Origin of the sequence: Mesorhizobium sp. ANAO-SY3R2 (assembly GCF_042466635.1) — a bacterium.
In the GTDB taxonomy this organism is placed as follows: domain Bacteria; phylum Pseudomonadota; class Alphaproteobacteria; order Rhizobiales; family Rhizobiaceae; genus Aminobacter.
Map to the genome: position 1 here is coordinate 1,931,274 of NZ_CP159955.1, position 20,155 is coordinate 1,951,428.

Consider the following 20,155-nt stretch of genomic DNA (forward strand, 5'->3'; position numbering starts at 1 on the left):
GCCTCTCAGTCGTTCGGTCGCGCTGTTACCAGCGGTAGTGCGCGAAGGCGCGGTTGGCTTCCGCCATCTTATGGGTGTCTTCGCGCTTCTTCACCGCGGTGCCGCGGTTGTTCGCCGCATCCATGAGCTCGCCGGAGAGGCGATCAACCATGGTGGTCTCATTGCGGTTGCGAGCAGCAGTGATCAGCCAGCGAATGGCGAGGGCCTGACGGCGCTCCGGACGCACATCAACCGGAACCTGGTAGGTAGCACCACCGACGCGGCGCGAACGCACTTCCACGTGCGGCGCGACATTGTCGAGCGCCTGATGGAAGACGGCAACAGGCTCCTGCTTGGTCTTAGCCTGAACCTGGTCGAGCGCACCGTAGACGATCGTCTCGGCGACCGACTTCTTACCATCATACATGACGGCATTCATGAACTTGGTGACGACCAGATCGCCAAACTTGGGATCCGGGTTGATTTCGCGCTTATCTGCACTGTGACGACGGGACATAGCTCTTGTCTCTCAATCTCGTGGCCACGACGCAGATGAAAAAGCGCCGAAGCCGGAAAACCTTACTTCGGACGCTTCGCACCGTACTTCGAACGGCGCTGCTTGCGGTTCTTCACGCCCTGCGTGTCGAGCACGCCACGGATGATGTGATAGCGCACACCCGGAAGGTCCTTCACGCGGCCGCCGCGGATCATCACCACGGAGTGCTCCTGAAGATTATGGCCTTCGCCGGGGATGTAGCCAATCACCTCAAAACCATTGGTCAGGCGAATCTTCGCGACCTTACGCAGAGCGGAGTTCGGCTTCTTCGGCGTCGTCGTATAGACGCGCGTGCAAACACCACGCTTCTGCGGGTTGGCCTGCATGGCCGGCACCTTGTTGCGCTTCACCGGCGCAATGCGCGGCTTGCGGATCAGCTGGTTGACGGTAGGCATTAAACCCTCTTGTCTCTCAAATTCCGTGTCTCAAGCCCGTTCGGGGCGGCTTAAAGCGCGATTTCCATACGCAAATTCGGGCCACGAACCGCAGATGCGGTCTTGCCCGAACAAACCGCAGAGGAAGCGTTTCCGCTTCATGCACGACAGAAATGTCATTTCGCTCGTAAAACGAACCCTGTTTGAGGTGAACTCCAAAGCGCGTCGCTTCGAACAAGCCAACCTCACATCGGCTCAGACGAGGCGGTATCTACTCGCAAGGCTGGGAACCGTCAAGCCCGTCCGTCCAAAAACCTTAACGAAACCAGGGCTTCCGTGGCGACAGCAGGCGCGGCGCAACATTATTGCGCCGCAGCAGAGGTTAACAGAGGATTTATAACCCTGTTTACGCTGTCGCGCACCCAACCTTCGTGCGAAAGTCGGGGAAACAAAGGCGAATCTCCCTCGCCTTGCGAATCGAGGTCAAGGAATCAGCGATGAACGACAATGAAGAACGCCCGGTGACGATCATCACAGGGCGAGTCTGGCGCCGGAAGGGCGGAACGCCCGAGGGGGTGCACATCATGCTGGTGGCACCCGACGACGACTCGGCAGTGCGCTCGGCACTCGAAGCCCTTGCGAAGGAAGGATATGCCGAAGCCGAGCTCGACCAGATCGGCGACATGCAGGGCGAGCCCGACGAAGAGCCACACATCTCGGCCTATCAGGGCGCGCTGGAAGGCGAAGTCTCGATCGTCACCTTCAACGAACCGCTCTGAAGAGCTCCCCCTGGGCCAACCTGGCACGAGATAGCCGGCCAATTCGGACCTCGACGGCACGGCCCCTACCCCCCACCAAGAAAAAAGCCGCCGGATCGCTCCGGCGGCTTTTTTTGTCTCGGTAAGAACGCTGCCCTTACTGGGCAGCGTTGACCATGTCGGTCAGGATCGGCTCGGCGACCTCGGCGCCCGAGAGCTTGCGGCGCTCGTCGAGGATCAGGTCGTCGCGCGAGGTGGCGATGCGCCGGATCTGGCTCATCATGCCGCCCGTACCGGCCGGAATGAGTCTGCCGACGATGACGTTTTCCTTCAGGCCTTGCAGCATGTCGGTCTTGCCGGCGACTGCGGCCTCCGTCAGCACTCGGGTCGTTTCCTGGAAGGATGCGGCCGAGATGAAGGACGGCGTCTGCAGCGATGCCTTGGTGATGCCGAGCAGAACCGGCTGACCTTCGGCAGGCTTCTTGCCTTCCTCGATCAGACGATCGTTGATCTCGTCGAACTCGATGACGTCGACGTGGTCGCCCGGGATGTAGACCGAGTCGCCCTGAACGGTGATCTCGATCTTCTGCAGCATCTGCCTGACGATGACTTCGATGTGCTTGTCGTTGATCGACACGCCCTGCAGTCGGTAGACTTCCTGGATCTCGTTGACGAGGTAGGAAGCCAGTGCCTCCACGCCCTTGATCGCCAAGATGTCGTGCGGCGCCGGATTGCCGTCGAGGATGTAGTCGCCCTTCTCGATGGCGTCGCCGTCCTGAAGATGGAACGGCTTGCCCTTCGGGATCAGGTATTCGACCGGCTCAAGCGTCGAGTCATGCGGCTCGATGATGATGCGGCGCTTGTTCTTGTAGTCGCGGCCGAAGCGGACCGTACCGTCAATCTCGGCGATGATGGCGTGGTCCTTCGGACGGCGTGCCTCGAAGAGCTCGGCAACACGCGGCAGACCGCCGGTGATGTCCTTGGTCTTCGCGCTTTCCATCGGGATACGCGCAATCACGTCGCCAGGACGAACCATCGAACCCGGCTCGACCGACAAGATTGCTTCGACCGAGAGCAGGAAGCGTGCATCGCCGCCCTTGGCGAGCTTGCCGACCTTGCCCTTGGTGTCGTGGATCGCCAGCGCCGGCTTCAGATCGTTGCCGCGCGGGGTCGAACGCCAGTCGATGACCTCACGCTTGGTGATGCCGGTCGACTCGTCGGCCGTTTCCTGAACGGAAATGCCGTCGACCAGATCTTCGAAGACCACGCGGCCTTCGATTTCGGTGAGGATCGGACGGGTGTAGGGGTCCCACTCGGCGATACGCTGGCCGCGCTTCACCTTGTCGCCATCGTCCACGAAGATACGCGAACCATATGTGACGCGGTGTGTGGCGCGCTCCTTGCCGGCCTCGTCGAGGATCAGGATCGCCATGTTGCGGCCCATCACCACGAGGTTGCCGTCGGAGTTGCGGACCACGTTGCGGTTACGGATCTCGACCTTGCCCTCATACGAGGCTTCAAGGAACGAGGAGTCCACCACCTGCGCGGTACCACCCATGTGGAAGGTACGCATGGTGAGCTGAGTACCCGGCTCGCCGATCGACTGTGCTGCGATGACGCCGACAGCTTCACCCTGGTTGACCGGGGTACCACGTGCCAGGTCGCGACCGTAGCAGACCGCGCAGACACCGACCTTGACTTCACAGGTCAGCGCCGAACGGATGCGGACGGACTGCACGCCAGCCTTCTCGATCTGCTCGATGTCGCGCTCGTCCATCAGCGTGCCGCCCTTGACCAGCAGGTCGCCAGTCACCGGGTGGTTGATGTCGTCGAGCGAGGTACGGCCAAGGATACGCATGCCGAGCGAAGCAACAACCTGGCCGGCATCGACGATCGGCTGCATGGTGAGGCCCTTGTCGGTGCCGCAATCCACGGAGTTGACGATGCAGTCCTGCGCCACGTCGACGAGACGACGGGTCAGGTAACCAGAGTTGGCCGTCTTCAACGCGGTGTCGGCCAGACCCTTGCGGGCGCCGTGGGTCGAGTTGAAGTACTCGAGAACGGTGAGGCCTTCCTTGAAGTTCGAGATGATCGGCGTCTCGATGATTTCACCCGACGGCTTGGCCATGAGGCCGCGCATGCCGGCGAGCTGACGCATCTGAGTGGGCGAACCACGCGCACCGGAGTGAGACATCATGTAGATCGAATTCATCGGCTTCTGACGACCGTTGTCTTCGAACTCCACCGCCTTGATGCGCGCCATCATTTCGTCGGCGACCTTTTCCGAGCACTTGGCCCAGGCGTCGACGACCTTGTTGTACTTCTCGCCCTGCGTGATCAGGCCGTCATTGTACTGCTGCTCGTATTCCTTCGCGAGCGCTTCGGTCTGTTCGACCAGCCCCTGCTTCGTGTCGGGAATGAGCATGTCGTCCTTGCCGAACGAAATGCCGGCGCGGCAGGCATGGGCGAAGCCCAGAGCCATGATGCGATCGCAGAAGATGACCGTCTCTTTCTGACCGCAGTGGCGGTAGACGGTGTCGATCATCTTGGAGATGTTCTTCTTGGTCATCTCCTGGTTGGCGGTCTCGTACGGCACGTTGACGTTCTTCGGCAGAAGTTCGCCGAGGATCATGCGGCCAGGCGTCGTGTCATAGATCTTGGACACGACATTGCCTTCGGCGTCGACCGTGCGGAAACGGCCCTTGATCTTGGCGTGCAGCGTCACCGCCTTGGTCTCGAGCGCGTGCTGGAGCTCGCCCATGTCGGCAAACACCATGCCCTCGCCCGGCTCGTTCTGGTTGACGATCGAGAGATAGTAGAGACCGAGAACCATGTCCTGCGACGGCACGATGATCGGCGCGCCGGAAGCCGGATGCAGGATGTTGTTGGTCGACATCATCAGCACGCGGGCTTCGAGCTGAGCCTCGAGCGACAGCGGGACGTGAACGGCCATCTGGTCGCCGTCGAAGTCGGCGTTGAAGGCCGTGCAGACGAGCGGGTGCAGTTGGATAGCCTTGCCTTCGATCAGCGTGGGTTCGAAGGCCTGGATGCCCAGACGGTGCAGCGTCGGCGCGCGGTTGAGCAGAACCGGATGCTCGCGGATGACCTCGTCGAGGATATCCCAGACCTCAGGCTTTTCCTTCTCGACCAGCTTCTTGGCCTGCTTGACGGTCGAGGAGTAACCCTTGGCGTCGAGACGGGCATAGATGAACGGCTTGAACAGTTCGAGCGCCATCTTCTTCGGCAGGCCGCACTGGTGCAGCTTGAGTTCCGGACCGGTCACGATGACCGAACGGCCGGAGTAGTCGACGCGCTTGCCAAGCAGGTTCTGGCGGAAGCGGCCCTGCTTGCCCTTGAGCATGTCGGACAGCGACTTCAGCGGACGCTTGTTGGCACCGGTGATGACGCGGCCGCGACGACCGTTGTCGAACAGTGCGTCGACGGCCTCCTGCAGCATGCGCTTCTCGTTGCGGATGATGATGCCCGGCGCGCGCAGTTCGATCAGCCGCTTGAGGCGGTTGTTACGGTTGATGACGCGACGATAGAGGTCGTTCAGGTCGGAGGTCGCAAAGCGGCCGCCATCGAGCGGGACCAGAGGGCGCAGGTCCGGCGGGATCACCGGCACGACCTTCATGATCATCCACTCGGGACGGTTGCCCGACTCCATGAAGTTCTCAACGACCTTGAGGCGCTTGAGGTACTTCTTCTGCTTGAGTTCCGACGTCGTCGTGGCCAGTTCCGAACGCAGGTCGCCAGCGATCTTCTCGAGATCCATGCCGGCAAGCAGGTCGTGGATGGCTTCGGCGCCGATCATGGCGGTGAAGCTGTCCTCGCCATACTCGTCGACGGCGAGCATGTACTCCTCCTCGCTCAGGAGCTGGTGCTCCTTAAGCGCGGTCAGGCCCGGCTCGGTGACGATGTAGTTCTCGAAGTACAGGACGCGCTCGATATCCTTGAGCGTCATGTCGAGCAGCGTGCCGATGCGGCTCGGCAGCGACTTCAAGAACCAGATGTGGGCGACGGGCGCGGCCAGCTCGATGTGGCCCATGCGCTCGCGACGAACGCGGCTCAGCGTCACTTCGACGCCGCACTTTTCGCAGATGACGCCCTTGTACTTCATGCGCTTGTACTTGCCGCACAAGCATTCGTAATCCTTGATCGGGCCGAAGATGCGGGCGCAGAACAACCCGTCGCGTTCCGGCTTGAAGGTACGATAGTTGATCGTCTCCGGCTTTTTGATTTCGCCGAACGACCAGGACAGAATCTTCTCAGGGCTGGCTAGCGAAATCCGGATGGAATCGAACACCTGCGCAGGCGCCTGGGGGTTGAAGAGATTCATGACCTCTTGGTTCATGCCGTTCTCCTTTTGGGGCCCTCGAAAGCCCCTGTGCATCGGGCGCGGGCCAGTGCGCCCGCCATACGTGTCGGCCTGTGGCCGAGGAATTCTCATCGAAACAGCACGATCTTGACCGAACAGGGCCCGTTTCCGGGATCATGCTGAGCGGCGCGCCGCGGGAAATCCCCACGGCGCGCCAATAGTCCTTACTCGGCAGCGTCCGGCAGGCGCTGCTGGTTGTCGTCGATCTTGGTATTCTCCAGTTCGACGTTGAGACCCAGCGAACGCATTTCCTTGACGAGAACGTTGAAGCTCTCCGGGATGCCCGCTTCGAACGTGTCGTCGCCGCGCACGATCGCCTCGTAGACCTTGGTACGGCCGGCCACGTCGTCCGACTTCACAGTCAGCATTTCCTGCAGCGTGTAGGCGGCGCCGTAGGCTTCGAGCGCCCAGACCTCCATTTCGCCGAAGCGCTGACCGCCGAACTGCGCCTTGCCGCCCAGCGGCTGCTGGGTAACGAGCGAGTACGGTCCGATCGAACGAGCATGGATCTTGTCGTCGACCAGGTGGTGAAGCTTGAGCATGTAAATGTAGCCCATCGTCACCTTGCGGTCGAACGGCTCGCCCGTGCGTCCGTCGTAGAGCTGCGACTGACCGCTCGTATGCAGACCCGCCTGCTCCAACATCTCATTGATGTTGGCTTCATGCGCGCCGTCAAACACCGGGGTCGCAATCGAAACGCCGCGCTTCATCTGCTCGCCAAGGCGAACGATGCTCTCGTCGTCGTAGTCGCGAACCGGCTCATTGCGGTCGTTGTTGGGGATGATGCTCTCGATGGTCCCACGCAGCGGCTTGATATCGCCGTCCTGCTTGTAGGCCTCAATGAGATCACCGATCTTCCTGCCCATGCCGGCGCAAGCCCAGCCGAGATGGGTTTCGAGGATCTGACCAACGTTCATGCGCGAAGGCACGCCGAGCGGGTTGAGCACGATGTCAGCATGCGTACCGTCTTCGAGGAACGGCATGTCCTCGACCGGAACGATGCGCGACACGACACCCTTGTTGCCGTGACGGCCGGCCATCTTGTCGCCGGGCTGCATCTTGCGTTTCACCGCAACGAAGACCTTGACCATCTTCATGACGCCGGGCGGCATCTCGTCGCCGCGCTGCACCTTTTCGACCTTGTCCATGAAGCGCTGCTCGAGCTGCTTCTTGGAGTCGTCGTACTGGCCGCGCAGAGCTTCGAGCTCGCCCTGCATCTTCTCGTCTTCGACGGCAAACTGCCACCACTGCGAACGCGGATAGTCGTCCAGCGTCTCGTTGGCGACGGTCGAACCCTTCTTGAAGCCCTTCGGACCGGCAATCGCATCCTTGCCCACCAGCATATCGCGCAGGCGGCTGTAGACGTTGCGGTCGAGGATCGCCTGTTCGTCGTCGCGGTCCTTGGCGAGACGCTCGATCTCTTCGCGTTCGATCGCCATGGCGCGTTCGTCCTTCTCCACGCCGTGGCGGTTGAAGACGCGAACTTCGACGATCGTGCCGTAGGTTCCGGGCGGCATGCGCATGGAGGTGTCACGGACGTCCGACGCCTTTTCGCCGAAGATCGCGCGCAGCAGCTTCTCTTCCGGGGTCATCGGGCTTTCGCCCTTCGGCGTGATCTTGCCGACCAGGATGTCGCCCGGCTGAACTTCCGCGCCGATGTAGACGATACCGGCCTCATCGAGGTTCTTCAGCGCTTCTTCCGAGACGTTCGGAATGTCGCGAGTGATTTCCTCAGGCCCGAGCTTCGTATCGCGCGCCATGACCTCGAACTCCTCGATATGGATCGAGGTGAAGACGTCGTCGGCCACGATGCGCTCGGAGAGCAGGATCGAGTCCTCGTAGTTGTAGCCATTCCACGGCATGAACGCGACGAGCACGTTGCGGCCGAGCGCCAGATCGCCGAGATCGGTCGACGGACCGTCAGCGATGATATCGCCCTTGTTGACCCGATCACCCATGCGCACCAGCGGACGCTGGTTGATGCAGGTGTTCTGGTTCGAACGTTGGAACTTCATCAGGCGGTAGATGTCAACGCCGGACTTGCCCGCTTCGAGGTCTTCCGTCGCACGGACAACGATACGGGTCGCGTCGACCTGGTCGACGATGCCGCCGCGACGAGCGCCGATTGCGGCACCGGAGTCGCGAGCAACGATCGGCTCCATGCCGGTGCCGACGAACGGAGCTTCGGCACGCACCAGCGGCACGGCCTGACGCTGCATGTTCGAGCCCATCAGAGCGCGGTTGGCGTCGTCGTTTTCCAGGAACGGGATCAGCGCGGCTGCGACCGACACCATCTGCTTCGGCGAAACGTCCATAAGGTCGACGTTTTCGCGCGGCGCCATCATCACTTCGCCGGCGTTACGGCAAATGACGAATTCGTCGACGAAATGACCATTGGCGTCGAGCTCGGCGTTGGCCTGAGCAACGAAGTGCTTGGCCTCTTCCATAGCCGACAGATAGACCACTTCGTTGGTCAGCTTGCCGTCGACGATCTTGCGGTACGGGCTCTCGATGAAGCCGTACTTGTTGACGCGTGCAAACGTTGCCAGCGAGTTGATCAGACCGATGTTCGGGCCTTCCGGCGTCTCGATCGGGCAGATACGGCCGTAGTGGGTCGGGTGAACGTCGCGGACTTCGAAGCCGGCGCGCTCACGCGTCAGACCGCCAGGTCCAAGCGCCGAAAGACGACGCTTGTGGGTGATCTCGCTGAGCGGGTTGGTCTGGTCCATGAACTGCGACAGCTGCGAGGAACCGAAGAACTCGCGCACCGCGGCAGCAGCCGGCTTGGCGTTGATCAGATCCTGCGGCATCACCGTGTCGATCTCGATCGAGGACATGCGTTCCTTGATCGCGCGCTCCATGCGGAGCAGGCCGACGCGGTACTGGTTCTCCATCAACTCGCCGACCGAACGGACGCGGCGGTTGCCGAGATTGTCGATGTCGTCGATCTCGCCCTTGCCGTCGCGCAGTTCGACCAGCGTGCGGACCACAGCAAGGATGTCTTCCTTGCGCAGGACGCGAACGGTGTCAGCAGCGTCGAGTTCGAGGCGCATGTTCATCTTGACGCGACCGACGGCCGAAAGGTCGTAGCGTTCGGCGTCGAAGAACAGCGAGTTGAACATCGCTTCGGCGGTGTCGATGGTGGGGGGCTCGCCCGGGCGCATGACACGATAGATGTCGAACAACGCGTCCTGACGGCTCTCGTTCTTGTCGACGGCGAGCGTGTTGCGGATGTAGCCGCCGACATTGATGTGGTCGATGTCGAGGATGCTGATCTCTTCCTCGCCAGCCGACAGCAACACCTTGAGGGTCTTCTCGTCGATCTCGTCGCCGGCCTCGAGATAGATCTCGCCGGTGGCGTAGTTGACGATGTCCTCGGCGAGGTAGCTGCCGAACAGATCGTCTTCGGTCGCCTTGATCGCCTTGAGGCCCTTCTCGGCAAGCTGCTTGGCCTGACGGGCGGTGATCTTCTTGCCCGCTTCGACGACGATCTCGCCGGTGTCGGCGTCAACCAGGTCGCCAACGGCCTTGAGACCGCGGAAGCGATCAACCGAGAACGGGATGCGCCAATGATCGCCCGACTTCTTGTAGGTGATCTTGTTGTAGAACGTCGACAGGATCTCTTCGCCGTCCATGCCGAGCGCCATCAGCAGCGACGACACCGGGATCTTGCGGCGACGGTCGATACGGGCGTGGACGATGTCCTTGGAGTCGAACTCGATGTCGAGCCACGAACCGCGATAGGGAATGACGCGCGCGGCAAACAAAAGCTTGCCCGAGGAGTGCGACTTGCCCTTGTCGTGATCGAAGAAGACGCCCGGCGAACGGTGCATCTGCGAGACGATGACGCGCTCGGTGCCGTTGACGATGAAGGTGCCATTGGACGTCATGAGCGGCATGTCGCCCATGTAGACGTCCTGCTCCTTGATGTCCTTGATCGACTTCGAGCCGGTATCCTCGTCAATATCGAACACGATGAGACGCAGCGTCACCTTGAGCGGGGCAGCAAAGGTCAGGTCGCGCTGACGGCACTCGTCGACGTCGAATTTCGGTGCTTCGAACTCGTACTTGACGAACTCGAGCATCGACGCGCCGGAGAAGTCCGAGATCGGGAAGACCGACTTGAAAACCGCCTGCAGGCCCTCGTCAGGACGACCGCCCTTGGGCTCGTCCACCATCAGGAACTGGTCATAGGATGCCTTCTGAACCTCGATGAGGTTCGGCATCTCCGCAACTTCAGGAATCTTTCCGAAGAATTTGCGTACGCGTCTGCGGCCATTGAAAGTCTGGGTCTGGGCCATCGTCGCTCCTTGCTGCCTTTCTTGGGGTGAGCGTCGCTAGTGCTCACCTTGCATTTCGCACCGCCTCGGCGGCGGCCTATTCAAAACGGGCGAAAACCCGTTTCCTGAAAGCCGAAAATCGGCTCTCAGGAAATAGGTTCCCTCTCCTCCCCCGAACACGGGAGCCGGTGGGCGGCTTTTAGGCCGCCCACCGAAACCGTGAGCTTACTTAAGCTCGATCTTGGCGCCAGCTGCTTCCAGCTGAGCCTTGAGCTTCTCGGCGTCGGCCTTGGAAACGCCTTCCTTGACCGGCTTCGGAGCGCCTTCGACCAGATCCTTGGCTTCCTTGAGGCCCAGGCCGGTGATGGCGCGAACTTCCTTGATGACCTCGATCTTCTTGTCGCCGGCAGAAGCCAGGATGACGTCGAATTCGGTCTTCTCTTCGACCGGAGCAGCAGCAGCGCCAGCAACAGCGGCAACCGCCACCGGAGCAGCAGCGGAAACGCCCCACTTCTCTTCGAGCATCTTCGACAGCTCAGCCGCCTCGAGGACGGTCAGGGCCGACAGGTCGTCAACGATCTTTGCGAGATCAGCCATTTTTCTATTCCTTCAATCAGTTCGAACGTGTGTTGATGATAGCGAGGAACGGCCTCATGCCGCCTCGTCCTTCCGGGCGTAAGCGCCGATGACGCGCGCGACGGATGCCGCAGGCGCATTGACGACCTGGGCGATCCGGGTAGCCGGGGTGGCGATCATGCCAACCAGCCTTGCACGCAGCTCGTTGAGCGACGGGAGTGCGGCGAGAGCCTTGACCCCATCGGCGTTGAGCGTGGTCTTGCCCATGGCACCGCCAAGAATGACAAGCTTGTCATTGGTCTTGGCGAAGTCGGACGCGACCTTCGGCGCTGCAATCGGATCCTCCGAATATGCAACCAGCGTCTGTCCCTGGAACAGCTCGATGATGCTTTCGGATTCCGTGCCCTGAAGAGCGATTTTGGCGAGACGGTTCTTCGCGACTTTGACGGTGCCGCCGGCCTGACGCATCTTCACACGAAGATCGTTCATCTGCGCGACGGTGATACCGGCATAGTGGGCCACGACCACTGAACCTGCGTTCGAGAACGCGTCATTCAGGCCGGTGACGAGTTCGCGTTTTTCCGCTCTGTCCACTGCCTATCTCCAGTTGACCGCCTCCCATTTGCGGGGTGAGCGGTCGGGTTGCCTTTTGCCGGGCGGCTAATCCAGAAATTCCAGATCACCCGAACGGCGCTCGAGGATCCTGCCCCCTTTCGCCACACCTGACGGGCTTGCGGCCCGGCGCGATGCGCAGACAAAAGGCAAACACGGTTCGAACCTTTCATTGGAGCAAAGGCTCCGTTGTCTGGTCTTCACCCGTCTCATGCAGGCCCATTCGAATTAAGGACCAAGGGTCGCTCGGACCGCCTGCAATCTCGGACAGGATTTCGGAAGCTGTTTCCAACTCCCGAGTTCCGGGCCCGGGGGCCCGGAATTCTTGACTGGATCAGGTCACTACAACCCGATCCGCATCGACAGCCTTAGGCTGTCGCCAGCGACGTGAGGTCCAGCTTGAGGCCAGGACCCATCGTCGAGCTGACCGAAACCTTCTTGACGTACACGCCCTTGGCGCCCGTCGGCTTGGCCTTATTGACCGCATCGGTGAAGGCACGGATGTTCTCTTCCAGCGCCTTGACGTCGAACGAAACCTTGCCGACGCCGCCGTGGATGATACCGGCCTTCTCGACGCGGAACTCAACAGCGCCGCCCTTCGAAGCCTTGACCGCAGCCGCGACATCGGTGGTCACCGTGCCGACCTTCGGGTTCGGCATCATGCCGCGCGGGCCGAGCACCTTACCGAGACGGCCGACCAGCGGCATCATATCAGGGGTAGCGATGCAGCGATCGAAGTCGATCTGGCCCTTCTGGACGATCTCGACCAGGTCTTCTGCGCCAACGATATCCGCGCCAGCGGCGCGGGCTTCATCAGCCTTCGCGTCCTTGGCGAACACCGCGACGCGGACCGTGCGGCCCGTGCCGTTCGGCAGATTGACCACGCCGCGGACCATCTGGTCGGCATGGCGCGGGTCGACGCCGAGGTTCATGGCAACTTCGATGGTCTCGTCGAACTTGACCGAAGAACGCGCCTTCAGCAGCTCGATCGCCTCACCAAGGCCGTAAGCCTTGTTCGGATCGATGCCATCGCGGGACTTGGCAACACGCTTTGCAATCTTAGCCATGATCTCAGCCCACCACTTCCAGGCCCATCGAACGGGCCGAGCCTTCAACCATCTTGATGGCGGCTTCGATGTCGTTCGCGTTCAGGTCCTTCATCTTGACTTCGGCGATCTCGCGCACCTTGGCGCTGCTGATCTCGCCAGCCTTGATCTTGCCCGGCTCCTTCGAGCCCGACTTCAGGTTGGCAGCCTTCTTCAGGAAGTAGGCCACCGGCGGCGTCTTCATGACGAAGGTGAACGACTTGTCCTGGTAATAGGTGATCACGACAGGGATCGGCGATCCCTTCTCCAGCTCCTGGGTCTGCGCGTTGAACGCCTTGCAGAACTCCATGATGTTGATGCCACGCTGACCAAGCGCCGGACCGATCGGGGGCGACGGAGTCGCCGAACCCGCGGAAACCTGAAGCTTGAGCTGGCCCGCAACTTTCTTAGCCATCTCTTATCTGCCTTTGTTTCATGCCGGAAAATCCGGCGGTTGCAGTTCGGTGGTGCGAAAAAGACGACCGGCTAAGCCGCCTCATCTCCCACCATGCTTGCGCCAGGCCTTCGCCTGACGCTGCCCACCACCGAAACCGGCGGCGAGCCTTTTTCGATCAGCCCTTTTCGACCTGACCGAATTCGAGATCGACAGGCACGGCGCGCCCGAAGATCGAAACCTCCACCTTGAGCCGCGCCCGCTCCTCATCGACTTCCTGAACGAAGCCATTGAACGAGGCGAACGGACCATCCGAGACGCGAACCGCCTCGCCGATTTCGAAGGTAACCGAAGGCTTCGGACGCTCGACGCCCTCCTGAACCTGATTCAGGATGCGCTGAGCCTCGGATTCGGTGATCGGAACAGGCTTCGAATCACCAAGGAAACCCGTGACCTTCGGCGTGTTCTTCACCAAGGAGAACACGGCATCCGTCAGGTTGGCCTTCAGCAGCACATAACCAGGGAAGAACTTGCGCTCGGCGTCGACCTTGCGGCCACGACGCACTTCCACGACCTTTTCGGTCGGGACCACGATCTGCTCGATCTGGTCGCTCAGACCTTTCTGCCTGGCCTTGTGCTCGATGTCCTCGGCCACCTTCTTTTCGAAGTTCGAGTAAGCGTGGACGATGTACCAGCGCGCAGTCATCTCAGGAACTCTCCGTATTCGCAGCCTTAGCGGCCCATGCCCAGGATCTGCTCGACGGCGAAAGCCATCAGCTGGTCGGCAGCAAAGAAGAAAATCATCGCAATCACGGCAAAGCCGAGAACCATGACCGTGGAGATCATCGTCTCGCGCCGGGAGGGCCACGTCACCTTCGCCGTTTCCGACCTTACCTGCTGCAGAAAGGTGAAGGGGTTCGTGGTTTTCGCCATGTGCCGCTCTGCTTTCAACGTCCGTTGACCGGACTTCTGGATGATCCCGTGACCGGGAGCTACTGCCGCAGGAACCAAAACCTTCACACCGAATCGGTGCGAACATTCCGCCCATGCAATTCGGACGCGTAAAGCCGGGTTCCCAGCTCCACGCGCCGCGTGTCTGTTTCGCTTACATAAAACCGATTCTCACTCCACGCAAGTGGCTGAAATCCGAATTACGTTTGGACACCGCACCGAAACCATCCAGTCGTTCCGTGCCGGCTATAGAAGTCTTTATGCCTGAATTAGCGCATTCTGGCAAGACTGGCACGGGCAGCAGGGCTCGAACCTACGACCTGCGGTTTTGGAGACCGCCGCTCTACCAACTGAGCTATGCCCGTACACTTGCGCCGCGCATCAACTGCGCAGCACGGGCTTCCTAAGGGCTTCCGAAGCGTCTGTAAAGAGCTCAATGCAGGATGTTTCAAACATTCACAGCTGCAATTTCGCAAGGCATCTGCGCAAACGCCCCATCACCATCTGGGGCGCACGCACCTTGGCAACCCAGCCGGAACTGGGGGCCGCCAGCGAGCGAATTCAAGGGCCAACATCAAGCGATTTTCGCTGCTTCATGCCATTTGCGGCCAGCCAAGCCGCCAGCACACAGATGGCGATCTCCAGCGCGAAAGTCCAATGCAGAATGAAACTCAATATCCAGTGTGAGTATCGCGCGGGAACGGTGACAAGCTCAACCGGGAGATCACTGAACGGCATGAGCCACTGCATAGGCGCCGCAATGGAATCGAGGACCATATGACTCAAGACGCCGACCAAGAAGACCCCGGTGGCAACTGTGAGTCGCGGCAATAGCCATCCGACAAGCGACAAAACAACGAATCCAAGCGCGAGCCAGAAAAGCGGCCAGTGCGTGAGATAGAAATGATGATGAGTTTGCCTTCCGTCGACCAAGTAGAAATAGAACATGTCGAAATCGGGGACCACACTCCCAAGGAGGGCTGCCGCTATGAGCGCCCTGGCACCACTTCGAGAGCGCCGAGCAAGCGTTCCCAAAATGAAGCCAGCCGGCAAGTGCGCGATCAGCATTCCATTTCCCCCTCCCCGTCCACATCAAAAAGTCCCGCGGGATTGCGGCGGCCTTAGGGCCGGAAGAAAGACCATTGGGAGGCGGAACTCACCGGTTGCACCTTCGGATAGGCCCGGCATTGTCGGTCTGCCCCCAACAAGGCACGGGGTCGCCGAGTAACAGCGCCGCCCCACTCATGCGTTCAGCCTGGCCGCCGACTTACCGGCCAAGTTCGCGCAGCCTTGTGATCCTGTAATTGGTCTGCTCAGGGGCATCCGGCAGGTGCTGCCGCCCGCAAACAAATCGACATTTGCGGTACGCGCAATCAGGCAGCGGTAGAGCAATTGCGACCGCGCGGCGTCGTCAGGCCTGGCCAGCATCCGCTGAAGCGCAGCGGCCTTGGCGACGCAAACAAAAAGGGCGGCCCGAGGGCCGCCCTTCATGCATTCGACGCTTAAGACGTCGATTATTCTTTGATCGAAGCGACGATGCCGGCGCCGACGGTGCGGCCACCTTCACGGATAGCGAAGCGCAGCTTCTCTTCCATGGCGATCGGCACGATCAGCTCGACATCGACGGTGATGTTGTCGCCGGGCATGACCATCTCGGTGCCTTCCGGCAGCGTCACGATGCCGGTCACGTCAGTCGTACGGAAGTAGAACTGCGGACGGTAGTTGGTGAAGAACGGCGTATGACGGCCACCCTCTTCCTTGGTCAGGATGTAGGCTTCAGCAACGAACTTCTTGTGCGGCTTGACGGTGCCCGGCTTGGCCAGAACCTGGCCGCGCTCGACGTCTTCACGGCCAACGCCACGGATCAGCGCGCCGATGTTGTCGCCAGCCTGGCCCTGGTCGAGCAGCTTGCGGAACATTTCAACGCCGGTGCAGGTCGTCTTCGAGGTCGGGCGGATGCCGACGATCTCGAGTTCCTCGCCAACCTTGACGACGCCGCGCTCGACGCGACCAGTGACCACGGTGCCGCGGCCCGAGATCGAGAACACGTCTTCGATCGGCATCAGGAACGGACGGTCGATCGGACGCTCAGGCGTCGGGATGTATTCGTCGACCGCAGCCATCAGCGCGCGGATCGCGTCTTCGCCGATCTTCTTGTCGCCGTCCTGCAGTGCCGCAACAGCCGAACCCTTGATCATCGGGATGTCGTCGCCGGGGAACTCGTACTTCGACAGAAGTTCACGAACCTCGAGCTCGACCAGCTCGAGCAGCTCTTCGTCGTCGACCAGGTCGACCTTGTTGAGGAACACCACCAGCGCCGGCACGCCGACCTGACGGGCGAGCAGGATGTGCTCGCGGGTCTGCGGCATCGGGCCGTCGGCAGCCGACACGACCAGGATCGCGCCGTCCATCTGGGCAGCACCGGTGATCATGTTCTTGACGTAGTCGGCGTGGCCGGGGCAGTCGACGTGAGCGTAGTGGCGCGCAGGCGTCTCGTACTCGACGTGCGCCGTCGAAATCGTGATGCCGCGGGCCTTCTCTTCCGGCGCTGCGTCGATCTGGTCGTAGGCCTTGAACTCGCCGAAATACTTCGTGATCGCCGCCGTCAGCGACGTCTTGCCGTGGTCGACGTGACCAATCGTGCCAATGTTCACATGAGGCTTATTACGCTCGAATTTACCTTTTGCCATTGTCTCTTTCCTTGGGCATCGGGACCTTGGTTCCGGTCGGATGCGGGGCGATTAGCGATAAAGGCCGAAAAAGACAAGCATCTTTTGGCCTTGCGGGCACGCAGGACCAAAAGCAGCGACGCTCTTTCAGTGCGGGATGCACATATAGGGACAAGCAGCAGCAATTGGAAGGCGTCCCGTATCCAGGAAAAACCTGGAGCGGGTAGCGGGAATCGAACCCGCGTATTCAGCTTGGAAGGCTGCTGCTCTACCATTGAGCTATACCCGCGTCTTACGTCATGGCTTCCCGGCCGGCAGTGGTGGAGGAGGTTGGATTCGAACCAACGTAAGCTGAGCTAACGGATTTACAGTCCGTCCCCTTTAACCACTCGGGCACTCCTCCAACTGCTATGCCGGAGCCATGCAACGAGGCATCTTGGCGATCCCGGTTCGTGGCGAAGCGCCCTGCCCCGAAATCTGGGTGGGCTTATGGCGGCAAGGTATTGGCCTGTCAACCGCGCATCTGACCTTTTCATGCAGAATATTCGAAGCACCAGCCAACGGGCCATATCCAACGCCCCGGGCTGCCGCTATAGCAGGCGCATGACCGATACAAAAAAGCCTGGAACCCCCAAAGACAGCCACTACGCCAAGCTGCGCCGCACCTTCCGCGACCAAAAGAGCGGTGGCGCGCCAGCATTCCGGCCAAAGCGCCCTTTGCCACCCGGCGAAAATGCCCCGGATGGACTGGTGCGGCTCTATGGGTTGCATACGGTGCGCGCCGCCCTCGACAATCCGCGCCGCAAGATTCGGCGGATGATGGTGACGCGCAACGCCGCCGAACGGCTTGAGCTAACCGACCTTTCCGCCCTGCCCTTCACCACCGAACTGGTGGAACCCAGGGAGATCGACAAGATCACCGGCACCGACGCGGTCCACCAGGGCGTCCTGATCGAGGCCGAGCCGCTGAAAACCAAGGCGCTTTCGGCCCTGGGCGATTCGCCGCTGGTGCTGGTGCTCGACCAGGTCACCGATCCGCACAATGTCGGGGCCATCATGCGCTCGGCGGTGGCTTTCGGTGCCGGCGCGCTGATCACCACGCAGCGCCACAGCCCGCATGAAAGCGGTGTGCTCGCCAAATCGGCGTCGGGCGCGCTGGAACACATCGACCTGATCGAGGTGCGAAATCTCGCCGATGCACTCGGCGAACTGCACGAGGCCGGCTTCCAGACCATCGGGCTTGATTCGGAAGGCTCCGCCGAACTCGAAGAGACTTTTGCGTCCGACAAGGTGGCGCTCGTTCTCGGCGCCGAAGGCAAGGGCCTCCGCCAGAAGACTCGCGAAACGGTCACCTCGCTTGCCCGCCTCGACATGCCCGGCGCGATTCGCTCGCTCAACGTGTCGAATGCGGCCGCGGTGGGCCTCTACGCGGCGTGTGCATTTCTGAAGAAGGGCAAATGAGGCCGGCCAGGCAGCTTCAATCTTAAGCCAGCCTTCCGCGTGCCTGCTATGACATCGGCCCTCCGCGCTGCTCCCGTAGCTGCGCGGTCCCTGCTTTGCTCCGCCAATGCAGGGACCGGAACTGAACAATTCCCGTGGGCATCGACACGCGCGGCAAGACACGCCGGCATTTTTGCACCCTGCAGGGGGTGGCAGATCCGCAAGCCCGGCTCATGCCCCGTCCATCTTGACAGGCAGGCACCGACATCGGAAGTCAATCCGAGCGTCCGGACATTCCACGAGCAGCGGAAAGACCATGAGCCTCCAATCCGTCAAAGCATTTTTTGCCGAACATGCCCCAGACATCGAAGTCATCGAGACGCCGACCAGTTCGGCGACGGTGGCGCTCGCGGCCGAAGCGCATGCGGTCGAGACCGGACAGATTGCCAAGACCATCTGCCTGCGCGCCGGCGAGCAGGTCCTGTTGATCGTCGCCGGCGGCAACGCCCGTATCGACAACAAAAAATTCCGCGAGGCATTCGGCGGCAAGGCGCGCATGCTGGAAGCCGAACAGGTCGTGGAACTCACCAGCCACCCGATCGGCGGCGTATGCCCCTTCGGGCTCCCCGCCCCGATGCCGATCTACTGCGACGTATCGCTTCGCGCCTATGACGAGGTCGTGCCGGCGGCGGGTGCCACCAACGCGGCGGTTCGGATAGGGGTCGAGCGCATGGCCCAGCTCGTCGGCGCCGATTGGTGCGACGTCTGCCAGGACGCGGCGGCCGCCGTGAACGCGCGCTCGCAAGCTGCCGAATAGGCGCGACCGAAGCGCTCTCCCAGGCGCGACAGGTTACAGAGGAAGTCCACATCCATGTCGGAGATCGAGCAGGCAGCCCGCCGCCTTCACTACTACATCGAGAATGTTGTCCGCGACGCGCTGCCCCAGGTCCTGTTCCGCAGGCGGCTCGAAAGCTTTTGCGCTGACCTAGCGGAGCATGACGCCGAATATCTGATGCGCCGCCTAAATTACTACAACAAATTTACCGGCGCGCATCCGCTTGGCGACAGGACGTCAACGGTTGGGCGCATTCCCATGCGCAGGAGCAGATACTACTACGACCTCAAGGAACATGCCCGGTACTTCCCGCGGCATCTTCGGCTGCGTCATGTCTTCGGCGACGTGACGCACGTGCCCAGCGAGGCGGCAATCGTCAAAAGCCGTCCGATTGCGGGTGACAACCGCAATTCGATCGTCATGAAGCTCAACAAGTTTCGTCATTTCCGGCTGTTCGACGACAAATTCGGCTTCGGCGACAAACTGCCCAAGGCAGTCTGGCGTGGCGGCGGCGGCAACGACAAACGCAAGGCGCTGGTGAATGGCTTTCACGACCATCCGCTTTGCGATGTTGGCTGGACAAAGGCACATGCCTCGGATCCCAAGTGCAAGCAGTTCCTGTCACCAGCCGAACAGATGAGGTACCGCTACATCGTCTCCATCGAAGGCAATGACGTGGCAACCAACCTCAAATGGATCATGGCCAGCAATTCCTTGTGCCTGATGCCTGCGCCAGTCTACGAAACCTGGTTCATGGAAGGTACGCTCCAGCCGGGCTTCCACTATGTCCAGTTGCGGTCGGACTTCGCCGACCTGGAAGAGAAGATTCTGCACTATGAGAATCATCCCAACCAGGCGCGCGAAATTGTGCGCAATGCCAATGCCTATGTGGAGCAATTCGCCCACAAGCGGCGCGAGCAGGTCCTGTCACTGCTGGTGCTCTACAAATATTTCGCGCTGACAGGCCAACTCGAACCTACTCCCAAGGTAGCAGCGCTCTGGAACCACCCCTGACATAGATACTAGGGCCGCATGGCAATAGCCTCCACCGCAGAATACATATGTCGGCAGCGCAGGGACTGCCCGATACAGGCATGAACAGTGGTGGTGCTATTTGCAGAGATCCACCTCGCCCGCTCGGCATCACAATTGAGCAATGTGCTGTCATCACCTTCGGACAGATCTTTTCGCGTGCATATTCTGTATTTCGGCTTGCGACCCTTGCTCGGATTGCCAGGCACCGCTTGACGCACGGACACGGCATCTCC

17 protein-coding genes and 3 tRNA genes are annotated in these 20,155 nt (G+C 61.0%); 4 read left to right on the forward strand and 16 right to left on the reverse strand.

Annotation, left to right across the window (positions count from 1 at the left end; all coding sequences use genetic code 11):
* Positions 1-25 precede the first annotated feature (25 nt).
* Both rpsG and rpsL read right to left on the reverse strand, forming a co-directional pair.
* Positions 26-496, reverse strand: a complete 471-nt coding sequence (gene rpsG, locus ABSY17_RS14150; RefSeq protein WP_315919841.1) for a 30S ribosomal protein S7 — start codon at positions 494-496, stop codon at positions 26-28.
* Between the two features lie 62 nt (positions 497-558).
* Positions 559-930, reverse strand: coding sequence for a 30S ribosomal protein S12 (gene rpsL, locus ABSY17_RS14155; RefSeq protein ID WP_008837709.1), 372 nt, complete (start codon positions 928-930; stop codon positions 559-561).
* A gap of 476 nt (positions 931-1,406) precedes the next feature.
* Between rpsL and ABSY17_RS14160 the strand changes: the two genes are divergently transcribed.
* Complete coding sequence (locus tag ABSY17_RS14160) at positions 1,407-1,688, forward strand: transcriptional regulator (RefSeq protein ID WP_378951781.1); 282 nt, start codon at positions 1,407-1,409, stop codon at positions 1,686-1,688.
* A 136-nt stretch (positions 1,689-1,824) separates the two neighbouring features.
* Here the strand turns inward: ABSY17_RS14160 and rpoC are convergent, their stop codons facing one another.
* The 13 genes from rpoC to ABSY17_RS14225 all read right to left on the reverse strand — a co-directional run bounded on the left by rpoC (position 1,825) and on the right by ABSY17_RS14225 (position 17,015).
* Positions 1,825-6,021 (reverse strand): DNA-directed RNA polymerase subunit beta', encoded by a 4,197-nt coding sequence (gene rpoC / locus ABSY17_RS14165; RefSeq protein ID WP_378951784.1) that lies wholly within the window; start codon positions 6,019-6,021, stop codon positions 1,825-1,827.
* Between the two features lie 188 nt (positions 6,022-6,209).
* Complete coding sequence (gene rpoB / locus ABSY17_RS14170) at positions 6,210-10,346, reverse strand: DNA-directed RNA polymerase subunit beta (protein WP_378951787.1); 4,137 nt, start codon at positions 10,344-10,346, stop codon at positions 6,210-6,212.
* Positions 10,347-10,550: 204 nt separating this feature from the next.
* Entirely contained in the window at positions 10,551-10,922 is a 372-nt protein-coding gene (gene rplL, locus ABSY17_RS14175) for a 50S ribosomal protein L7/L12 (RefSeq protein ID WP_378951790.1), read from the reverse strand.
* A 54-nt stretch (positions 10,923-10,976) separates the two neighbouring features.
* Positions 10,977-11,495, reverse strand: coding sequence for a 50S ribosomal protein L10 (gene rplJ / locus ABSY17_RS14180; RefSeq protein ID WP_378951793.1), 519 nt, complete (start codon positions 11,493-11,495; stop codon positions 10,977-10,979).
* 386 nt (positions 11,496-11,881) lie between these two features.
* Positions 11,882-12,580, reverse strand: coding sequence for a 50S ribosomal protein L1 (gene rplA, locus ABSY17_RS14185; RefSeq protein ID WP_378951796.1), 699 nt, complete (start codon positions 12,578-12,580; stop codon positions 11,882-11,884).
* A gap of 4 nt (positions 12,581-12,584) precedes the next feature.
* Complete coding sequence (gene rplK, locus ABSY17_RS14190; RefSeq protein WP_055973823.1) at positions 12,585-13,013, reverse strand: 50S ribosomal protein L11; 429 nt, start codon at positions 13,011-13,013, stop codon at positions 12,585-12,587.
* Positions 13,014-13,170: 157 nt separating this feature from the next.
* A complete protein-coding gene (gene nusG / locus ABSY17_RS14195) occupies positions 13,171-13,698 on the reverse strand; it encodes a transcription termination/antitermination protein NusG (RefSeq protein WP_378951799.1) in 528 nt (175 codons plus the stop codon).
* Between the two features lie 26 nt (positions 13,699-13,724).
* On the reverse strand, positions 13,725-13,925 hold the full coding sequence (secE, locus tag ABSY17_RS14200; protein ID WP_378951802.1) for a preprotein translocase subunit SecE: 201 nt from the start codon (positions 13,923-13,925) through the stop codon (positions 13,725-13,727).
* A 307-nt stretch (positions 13,926-14,232) separates the two neighbouring features.
* A tRNA-Trp gene (locus ABSY17_RS14205) sits at positions 14,233-14,308 on the reverse strand.
* Positions 14,309-14,504: 196 nt separating this feature from the next.
* Positions 14,505-15,011 (reverse strand): metal-dependent hydrolase, encoded by a 507-nt coding sequence (locus tag ABSY17_RS14210; protein ID WP_378951805.1) that lies wholly within the window; start codon positions 15,009-15,011, stop codon positions 14,505-14,507.
* A gap of 446 nt (positions 15,012-15,457) precedes the next feature.
* Positions 15,458-16,633, reverse strand: a complete 1,176-nt coding sequence (gene tuf, locus ABSY17_RS14215) for an elongation factor Tu (protein WP_378951774.1) — start codon at positions 16,631-16,633, stop codon at positions 15,458-15,460.
* Between the two features lie 194 nt (positions 16,634-16,827).
* Positions 16,828-16,901, reverse strand: a tRNA-Gly gene (locus ABSY17_RS14220).
* A 29-nt stretch (positions 16,902-16,930) separates the two neighbouring features.
* Positions 16,931-17,015 (reverse strand) — tRNA-Tyr (locus ABSY17_RS14225).
* Positions 17,016-17,215: 200 nt separating this feature from the next.
* Between ABSY17_RS14225 and rlmB the strand changes: the two genes are divergently transcribed.
* A complete protein-coding gene (gene rlmB / locus ABSY17_RS14230) occupies positions 17,216-18,073 on the forward strand; it encodes a 23S rRNA (guanosine(2251)-2'-O)-methyltransferase RlmB (RefSeq protein ID WP_378951808.1) in 858 nt (285 codons plus the stop codon).
* 295 nt (positions 18,074-18,368) lie between these two features.
* The gene (locus ABSY17_RS14235; protein WP_378951811.1) at positions 18,369-18,869 is read left to right on the forward strand and encodes a YbaK/EbsC family protein; all 501 of its coding nucleotides are present in this window, start codon (positions 18,369-18,371) and stop codon (positions 18,867-18,869) included.
* Positions 18,870-19,327: 458 nt separating this feature from the next.
* Here the strand turns inward: ABSY17_RS14235 and ABSY17_RS14240 are convergent, their stop codons facing one another.
* Complete coding sequence (locus tag ABSY17_RS14240) at positions 19,328-19,405, reverse strand: hypothetical protein (RefSeq protein WP_378952673.1); 78 nt, start codon at positions 19,403-19,405, stop codon at positions 19,328-19,330.
* On the opposite strand from ABSY17_RS14240, the gene ABSY17_RS14245 reads away from it, so the two are divergent.
* Positions 19,371-19,901: a glycosyl transferase family 90 gene (locus ABSY17_RS14245; RefSeq protein ID WP_378952676.1), complete on the forward strand. Its 531-nt coding sequence runs from the start codon at positions 19,371-19,373 to the stop codon at positions 19,899-19,901. The genes ABSY17_RS14240 and ABSY17_RS14245 overlap by 35 nt on opposite strands.
* Positions 19,902-20,155: the final 254 nt, after the last annotated feature.

Excerpts from the sequence above, each read along its gene's own strand:
- rplK (WP_055973823.1), bottom strand. The coding sequence starts at position 13,013 with ATGGCTAAGAAAGTTGCGGGCCAGCTCAAGCTTCAGGTTTCCGCGGGT.
- rpoB (WP_378951787.1), bottom strand. The coding sequence starts at position 10,346 with ATGGCCCAGACCCAGACTTTCAATGGCCGCAGACGCGTACGCAAATTC.
- rpsL (WP_008837709.1), bottom strand. The coding sequence starts at position 930 with ATGCCTACCGTCAACCAGCTGATCCGCAAGCCGCGCATTGCGCCGGTG.
- tuf (WP_378951774.1), bottom strand. The coding sequence starts at position 16,633 with ATGGCAAAAGGTAAATTCGAGCGTAATAAGCCTCATGTGAACATTGGC.
- rplL (WP_378951790.1), bottom strand. The coding sequence starts at position 10,922 with ATGGCTGATCTCGCAAAGATCGTTGACGACCTGTCGGCCCTGACCGTC.
- rpsG (WP_315919841.1), bottom strand. The coding sequence starts at position 496 with ATGTCCCGTCGTCACAGTGCAGATAAGCGCGAAATCAACCCGGATCCC.
- rlmB (WP_378951808.1), top strand. The coding sequence starts at position 17,216 with ATGACCGATACAAAAAAGCCTGGAACCCCCAAAGACAGCCACTACGCC.
- rpoC (WP_378951784.1), bottom strand. The coding sequence starts at position 6,021 with ATGAACCAAGAGGTCATGAATCTCTTCAACCCCCAGGCGCCTGCGCAG.
- ABSY17_RS14160 (WP_378951781.1), top strand. The coding sequence starts at position 1,407 with ATGAACGACAATGAAGAACGCCCGGTGACGATCATCACAGGGCGAGTC.
- ABSY17_RS14210 (WP_378951805.1), bottom strand. The coding sequence starts at position 15,011 with ATGCTGATCGCGCACTTGCCGGCTGGCTTCATTTTGGGAACGCTTGCT.
- rplA (WP_378951796.1), bottom strand. The coding sequence starts at position 12,580 with ATGGCTAAGATTGCAAAGCGTGTTGCCAAGTCCCGCGATGGCATCGAT.
- ABSY17_RS14235 (WP_378951811.1), top strand. The coding sequence starts at position 18,369 with ATGAGCCTCCAATCCGTCAAAGCATTTTTTGCCGAACATGCCCCAGAC.
- nusG (WP_378951799.1), bottom strand. The coding sequence starts at position 13,698 with ATGACTGCGCGCTGGTACATCGTCCACGCTTACTCGAACTTCGAAAAG.
- secE (WP_378951802.1), bottom strand. The coding sequence starts at position 13,925 with ATGGCGAAAACCACGAACCCCTTCACCTTTCTGCAGCAGGTAAGGTCG.